Annotated in this window: 1 protein-coding gene; it reads left to right on the plus strand. The window is 39.5% G+C overall.

Annotation, left to right across the window (positions count from 1 at the left end; genetic code table 11):
• Positions 1-9317, plus strand: a 9317-nt coding sequence (locus Q1R07_RS15875; protein WP_300492143.1) for a thrombospondin type 3 repeat-containing protein, incomplete at both ends; no start/stop codon positions are given.

Consider the following 9317-nt stretch of genomic DNA (forward strand, 5'->3'; position numbering starts at 1 on the left):
TGATGGTGCCGAAGAACTGGAAATCAACTGGACGCGTTATAATGACGCACCAGCGACGGAATATGAACTGGAATGGACCTGGGTGGATAACTTTGGGCCAAACGGAAGCAAATTGATGCCGAATCAGATTGCCTTAACAGAACAGGATTTTAAACTAAATAGCACTCGAGTACAAACTAAAGAGTTACGATATAGAATTCCATTGGTGTTTTCCAAAGGTTATCTGGTATACCGGGTTCGACCGGTTGGACGCTTCCTTGACGATACCAAAAAGAGCTATTATGGAACCTGGTCATCCGGATTAGCCGGTGCCTTCCAGAATGTAGCTAACTGGGGTACTTTCCTTGAAATTGATGCCGATCATGAAGTTGGTAAAAAGAACTGGCAGTATAAGGCTTCTTTTGCCGAAGATGGTAAGAAAAAAGAAGTTGTAAGTTATTTCGATGGTACCTTACGTAATCGTCAAACGGTTACGAAAACAAATACTAATAATAAAACAATTGTTGGAGAATCGGTATATGATAATCAGGGACGTGTTGCCATAGAAGTATTACCAACTCCTATTGAAGCTTCCGGTATTCGCTATTACCGTGACTTAAATAAAAATGATGGCGGGAAGGTTTTTACCCATCATGATTTCGATTGGGATCGACTTAATGGATTAATCTGCGAACCTATAGTGCCACCGGGAATGTCTAAAAGTTCCGGTTCTAGTAAATATTATTCGGAAGAAAATCCTATTGTAGGTAACTACCAGGATTTTGTACCTAATGCCAATAAATATCCTTTTTCTCAGATTGAATATACGCCGGATAACACGGGAAGAATCCGAAGAAAAGGAGGCGTAGGACAAGAGCTTCAATTGGGTAATGGGCATGAAATGAGTTATTTATACCTGCAACCGGATCAGGAAGAATTAAACCGACTTTTTGGATATAAAGTAGGGGATTTCAAACGCTATAAAAAGAATGTAGTTGTCGATCCAAATAAACAGGTTAGTATCAATTATCTGGATCCACAGGGAAGAACTATTGCTACAGCGTTGGCCGGTGATAATCCAAAAGAGCCTATGGTCTCGTTAGAGGATGAAACGAATAATGCATTACACCAGATGACAACGGCTAATGTGTTGTCGAATAACGATGCGTATGCTACCGGACAAAATGGAATCCTATTGGATGGAGTACGATTAAATAAGCAGATAGGTGTTATTAAGGAAGAAGCGTTAACATTTAATTATGGTCTGACACATGCTACTAATACCTATACCGACTATTGTATGGGTGGAAAACACTATCCTTTTGTATTTGACTGGAGTATGAATCTTTTGGATGATTGCGGTAGCGGTATGTTAGTCAACCAGCATGGTGATTTTGAAATTCCGGGCGGGGTCTTTCAGTTAGGAGCGGTAAATCTGAATTCGTATACGCCGAATGCACCAGCGATTCTATTCAATAGAAGTTCAACGTCCGGTGTGTTAAAAATTGGTTCGTATACTTTAAGTAAAGATATCCGGGTAAATCAGGCCGCTGTCGAGCAATATGCAGATGATTATATCGCACAATTAAGAATTACAAGCAATCCGTGTTTTCCGACTTTAGGAAACTATGTAGTTGATATTAGCGAAGAAGACTGTCACGTGACGTGTAGAAGTTGCGAGGAAGCGTTGATTTGTACCTATTTGACACCACAGGAATGTGCGGCATATAGAACAACGTTCCCTATTGGTACAGACGAAAGCGTATTGGGAGACATCAATGTAAGAGAGTATTATGTCTTACTTGCTGAACGAAAATATGTAATCGACAATCTGAACACTAATTTCGCAGGAAGTTCATTTTCTTATAACGGAACACAATATGTAGATGTGAATGGACTTATTTCGCAGTATACAATCAATATATATGTGACTCGTTTCAAAAAGGAACTTAGAGTAATGTTAGATGGTTGTAGAGAATTGTGTATACAGCCGGGAGATACCTGTAACATCAATACCAGCATATTGTTATCGGATGTTAGTCCGCATGGACAATACGGGTCAATTTCAGGAATCGATTTTCCAACGGCACAACCAGGTGGAACAACAACACCTGCAACTAGTGTAGATGATACCTTGAGTTTGTTTAATGAAGACAACCAATTGTTATATGGTGGTTCTTCAACACAGACGTATGTCGATTTGGATACCGGATTAACCGTTACTCAAAATGTATCGAACTATAACTGGAGAAGACCGGCAACGCCATATATGGACGATAACGGTGATATTGCAAAGGTTAAAGTAGAAAGAATCAATTATAACACCTATATTCCGGAGGTAATGCCTTCGGCTAGTGTCGAAGATGATCCACTGGATCCTACTTCATCAAATAAATATGTGCGTCCGCAATATTTAAGAAATGTAACGGATTTTGTAAATAACTGGCAAGCAAGCTGGGCAGAATCGTTATTGCCATACCACCCGGAATACCAGTATTTGAAATATAATAAAGCAATTTGTGCTAAAACAAATTCAACTGGAGATAACTCGGATAGCTTTGATGAGAAACTTAAAGCCTTGGATTATAGCAATGTCTTTACAACAAATGGAATGGTACAAAATTTAGTCAATATTACGGCTAATGACCCTTTCTATAACAGTCAGATTACAACAATGCCTGCACAGGGTATCACGTATGAGATAGAAACGGCTGCTGATTTTAACCTGAGAAGGAATTTATTGGTAGAAGCAATGAATACGAATTACGAGGGTATTAAATTGGCTAATAATGCCCGATTGAATATGCTACAAACGGCGTATTATACAACTGTTTTCGGTAATGGAATTGCGCCGGCTTCTACCTATCAGAGTTTGGTTACGTCTCCGCTTAACCAGTTGCTTCCGATTCTTAATGCGCTGAATCCGAGTGAAAAAGAGCGTGTTTGGAAGAGCTTTATGAATAACTATATCGCGTTTAAACAAAAAACGAGAACGGTATATTCCCATATGTTTGCCCTACGAAATAGTGGTTATAACGGTTGTATTGGCGACGTACAAAACGTTGATACTTTTGTAACACTATTTGAAAAATATAATACAACAAATAATTATAGTAACCTGTTACAACGAATCAACCAGGCTTTTGCAACTCCGGTTCCAACAACGCCTGCTGGTACGATACTGGCTTGTTCTACAACTACAGTAGCCTACTATAAAAATAAAGAAAAACGATTTATATCAGCTGATTACGGCTTTAACTCCGGTGTTCCGGGAGCACAGACAAGTGCCAATGCGACTGCTGATGCGGATGCACATACCTATCAGCAAACCGGAAAATGTCCATTATTAGTGGATACCGAAAGTTTATTAAAAGGATTGATCAATCCTTCTTTCCAAAGCCAGGGATTATTGCTTTACGGTTTTAATGCCTACAGCATGCCAATGTTAACACCGGATTTATTTAATTCGGTATTATTAGACCCGGCAGCTTATGCGGCAAACCCACAAAATGTTACCATTAATGGAAATATTGTAAATGGGGGAGCGAGTTTGAATCTTACTTTTAATACCGCGAGCGGTGTTATTTCACAACCAATCGAACTTAAGATTTTAACACAGACTTTATCTATAGGCTCCTATATGAATGGCTGTAACGAAACGTTACCGGCTCCTACATGGACGGCTTATAATACAAACTTTAAGATTGTAGACTTCAAGAATATTTATTATGTGCCGGGATCATTTAATGCGGCCAATAATACCTATAAATTCCAGATTGTTGCGGTTCTAAAAAGACTTACAGGAACAAGTTGTCCGGCTCTTGAAGAGATCGTTTTGGAAGGAACTGTTAAAGCGGCTATCGGACAATGTAGTTTCGGGGATGCAGCTGGAGAAACAGGTGAAAATTGCGACAAACGAGTGCGTTTTGAAAAAGCATTGGTACGCGTTATGAATGCTTTAAAAGGAACAAATCCAAATATTCCGGGACAATTATTTACATCTGGTGTAGCCTTAAATGGTGCTCCAAATGATAAATATACCTATGGAAGCAGTGTTATGCCGGAGGTATTAAGCGACTTGGCATTAAATTCAACCTGGTCGTGTAGTCCGAGTACCAGTTTTACGGTTAACGGCCCAACTCCGTTTACAATTTATAATCTGGTTAACGAATTTGGAAATCCATCTTTCCTACCGGGCTCTTTTTATAGAGTAACGGGAATAAAGATTGAAAAGAATATGGTGAATGGTGTTGCAAGTGGTGATGACAAAATAGCAATCAGTTATTTGGATCTGAAAGATCAGGTGTTTACCCTATATGGACGTATCACACCATTAAACTATAGTTGTATCTGTACGGAAGAAGTTTCTCCAATGCAAGTTGCTGGTGCTAATTTCTTAAACCTGACGAATCATCTTTGGAGTGTAGGAGGCAATTCCGGACCATTTTTACCAAGTATTATAGCAGATGGATATAATCCGGTTGAAATGCAGGCTGTAGCACCTTACATTATTGGTAACAATCCAACGGTGAACCAGTATACAACCAGCTGGTCTAACGGATTATCAACCCAAAGTGGAATTAAGTTTAATTTCTTTGCCGGTTCATCGGCATGTCAATTTGAGCTTCCTCTTTATACTTATCCAAAGAGAGGGGGGACTTTTAACACTTACGTCCAGAGTATTACGCATTTTTCCAACTTTAAGATACTTCAGGATTTAGGCAATAATACGTATGCTTTTAGTGTTTTTGTACATCATGGTCCGTTTTCGGATGGTGACCGATTTGGAGCGACTTTTCCGGCTGGAATTCAGGAAGCTTATGGTACGATAAGCTGCCTTCAGCAAGCGTTCTGCGAAGAAGAATTTGGGGTAACGAATGCATTGACATCCGTATTAAAGGATCTTATACAAAAGCAAACTGTAGCCGATGGGTCTACAGCTAACGGATTACCGGCTTTAAATACGTATGTTCAGTTATCTGGAGCGGCTCCGTCAGCCAGTATCAATAACTTCTATAAAGTAGAAAATACTGCCAGTTCTCAAATTGGATTTACGTTTGCCAAAGAATCGGAATGTGAAGTAGTGTTTACAGTACCAGGTGTTTCGTTTGCAAATGTTACGAATATCTCGGGATTGTCTTTTACCAATACACAATCGGGTAATTTTACCGCTACGGTTACCACCAATACAGGGGCGCAAATTGTTGCCAACGGTACCAGTAAATGTATCACTGCACGAAAATGTAATTCTGTAATTCAGGTGCCTTGTACATCTTGTATACCGTCTACCGTTCCTCCGATGGCTTGTGTGGATAAATGGTTCCAGTTCCGCGATATAATGGATATTGTACAAGGGTATCAAATGCCGGATCATTTGGCTCAAGATGCGAAATATTTCTGTGAAGCCAATCTGGGTTATCTGGTTACAGATTATATACATTATTTGAATATAACGGGAGCTTATGATGTTAGTATGCCGGCCTTTATATCGATAAGTGAATTCGGAGCAACCAATTTGAATTATGGTTATAATGGTACCCAAATGGTTATTAATGCCTATGGTACGTATTTGATGTCGCATCCGTTTATTGAGTGGAGTGAATTCGTAAATCAATATGTGGTAGAAAATAAAATATGTCCTCCGGCACCTATGGTTCCGACCATCAATTTGGAAGTAGATGATATTCCTACCCCTTGTGAGATTTTTGTACACTCGGTACAACAGACGTATATACAGGAATTAATGGAGGAATATTTTGCTGCAAAACGAGAAGAATTTAAACAAAAATATATTCAGGCCGCTATCAACGGATTACAGGAATCGTTGAATAAGGTGTCTTATGATAAAGAGTACCAGTATACGTTATACTATTATGATCAGGCAGGAAACCTAGTGCAAACGGTTCCTCCTCAGGGAGTTTCCCGATTAGCGCCGGACGCCAATGGTTTAATCAATGAGATTAGAACCTCAGTACCAGAAGAAGAGCAACAGACAGTAGGCGGTATTCTTGTCGATCCGAATCACAGGATGAAAACGCTATACCGTTATAATTCCCTGAATCAGTTGGTATGGCAAAAAACACCGGATGGTGGTGAAGCACGATTTGCTTACGATCAGTTAGGACGTATTATTGCCTCACAAAATGCAAAACAGGCTGCGATGCCAAAACCAAGATTTAGTTATACACGTTATGACGGTCTGGGACGTATTGTGGAAGCTGGAGAATACGAGCCTCAGCAAGCTTATATTAACGAGGAAGGAAATGTTATCGTAGGAGGTTCTCCGGTAGGTGATCTGGAAACGTATAATTATAGACGTTATGAAGTAACGCGAACGCTTTATGATACCCCGGTTGAAAATACTACCGGTTGGTTTGAATCGTATTCTGATAATAATAACCACAAAAGAGTTACAGCTATACTAACGTATAGCATCATGGAGGATGGTGTAAACTTTGATGAACAAAAAATTATCGCGAATGATCAATATGATAATGCCATTTTGTACGATTATGATATCCATGGAAACGTAAAAGAACTTATTTATCATACGAATAAAGAGGTCTTAAGAAGTTTAAATCAGGATATCAAAAAAGTGATCTACGATTACGACCTAGTGAGCGGAAACGTAAATAGCGTAACGTACCAACCTAAAAAAGCAGATCAGTTTGTTCACCGTTATGAGTATGATGCCGATAACCGAATTACGCAGGTTTATACCAGTAAGGATAAAATCGTATGGGAAAAAGAAGCGAAATACGACTATTATGAGCATGGACCTTTAGCACGACTTGTAGTTGGAGATAAGCAAGTTCAGGGATTGGATTATTTTTATACGCTTCAAGGTTGGTTAAAAGGAGTGAACTCAGAACGTTTAGGTACAATAACACTTAGAGGTGCTTATACCAACTATGACATAGGTGGCGACGGAGATCTTTTTAGTAGTGCAGCGAAAGATGCTTTCGGATTTGGATTAAATTACTTTAGAGGTGACTACCAATCCAGACATCATGTTACGAATGGTAAAGACAATATGGCATTAAACTATAGTTTAGCAAACGGTCTGGAAAGAGAGAGAAATTTATATAACGGAAACATTAAAGAGATGGTTACCTCTTTAATGGATTTGTCTCAGGTAAATTTAGCATCGCAGTATAATTATTATGCATACGATCAGTTAAACAGAATTAAGGCTATGAACTCCCTAAGTATTAATGATATATTTGGGATGTTTACAGAGGAATCCTATCAATCGAATTATTCGTATGACAGAAATGGTAACATACTGGCATTAAATCGTACGGCACCGAGGAATAAAAATAGCGGATACTCTGAAATAATGGATGAATTGCGATATCATTATCAGGACGGAACGAATAAATTGATGCATATTGAGGATGCCGTTCCTAACGGAGCGTTTACTAATGACCCGTCGAATCCGAATGATACGACTTTAGATATCGATAATCAGGATAAAAATAACTACCAGTACGATGAGATTGGTCAGTTAATCCGTGATGAAAAAGAAGGCTTAAATATTAGCTGGAGAGTGGATGGAAAAGTGAAATCGATAAATAAAAGCAATGGAACGGTAATTGATTTCGAATACGATGGTTTAGGAAAAAGAATTGCTAAAATCGTTACCAATGGAAGCGATGTGACGACTACATTCTACCAACGTGATGCACAAGGAAATGCAATGAGCACCTATGAGATGGTCAAGAGATGGGGACAACCGGAAAAATACTACCTGATTGAACAGGAGATTTACGGAAGCAGTCGTCTTGGAGTTGAAAAAAGCAGAAAAGAGCTTAATGCGGAGACCGGAAGAGGAATTGCTTTACGAATGGATGCGCTTGTAGCTACAGCACAAATTGCGGACAATGTTTCGCAGGCATTATTAACAAATCCGTCTTCTATTTGGGGATTATCGTTTAGTGGAAATAACAATGTTACTTGGGGCGATGGCGACAAGAGTATTAATTTCTTTGATCAGGGTGGAAAAACACAGGAATTTGAAATCAGAGCAAACTTCAAAATTGTTGGAGGTTCAGCGATGTCAGTCAATCAAAATCATGCGTTAGTAACTTTAGACGGTGCCAGAAGACCGGAATATAAACAATGGGATAATAGTATTGCGCGTATTGTGATTAAGAGAAATGCAAGTGGCGCTTATGTACCGGCATTAGAAGTTGAAAAATATACGAAACGATTCCACCGTTATAAACCGTTCTTTGTTTTCCACAGACGTTGGAATTATAGAAACTATAAAACCGTTTGGACATACGAATTGAGAAATGCGATACCGGAAACAGAATGGAACTTCCATGCGAAGGTATCGGTAAGTGGCGATAGTTTTAGCCCGCAGTTTACGATTAACGGAAATGTTTACACGTCGCGAGATTTTATAACGAATGTAAATCAAGAGTTAAACGGACCGGAATCTGGTGATACAAGAGACTTCCCGGAACCGGATCCTGTTTCGAATACTTTAGGTAAAACCGCAAAAACATACGGAAATGTTGACGGGAACTATTTTGGAAATTCTTTCCAGGGAGTACCAGTTGAAATGTGTGATTTTACGTATACTGTAAATAATGGTCAGGGATCGGATAATACTCCGGTATATGTCTTCCCGTTTGATGAAGGACCGGTTGGACAACCTACGGCAACTAACAATTTGCTGACAATGACAAGAAATGGTGTTCCGTATACGCAATCGTATTGTGGACCAACAGCACTAGATTCTGATGGTGATGGAATTCCGGATGCAGTGGATAACTGTCCGAATAAATTTAACCCGAATCAGAGTGATGTGGATGGTGATGGTGTTGGAGATGTTTGTGACAACTGTATGTACACATATAATCCAAACCAGGCCGATACAGATGGTGATGGTAGAGGAGATGTTTGTGACAACTGTATCAACAATCCAAACTACAATCAGATTGACACGGATGGTGACGGAAGAGGTGATGCTTGTGACAACTGTAGAACGATTTACAACCCGGGTCAGGAAGACGCTGATGGTGATGGTATTGGAGACGTTTGTGAAGGATTGGATCAAGGTCAGGGTACATCTGCAGCAGTTGGAACACCGGTTACAGCTTATCGTTTTGTAGGGGATAAAAACTACGAATTATCGAACCATTTAGGTAACGTTCTTTCTGTAATTACCGACCGTAAATTGGCTGGGTTATATGGGCGAGGAGTACTGTTAATTCCAGACGTAGTTTCATACAATGATTACTATCCGTTTGGGATGCTAGTGCCAAACCGTCATGAGTCCTCAGAATCATATCGTTATGGGTTCCAGAATCAGGAGAAGGACGATGAAG

The organism is Flavobacterium sp., assembly GCF_030146175.1.
Taxonomy (GTDB): domain Bacteria; phylum Bacteroidota; class Bacteroidia; order Flavobacteriales; family Flavobacteriaceae; genus Flavobacterium.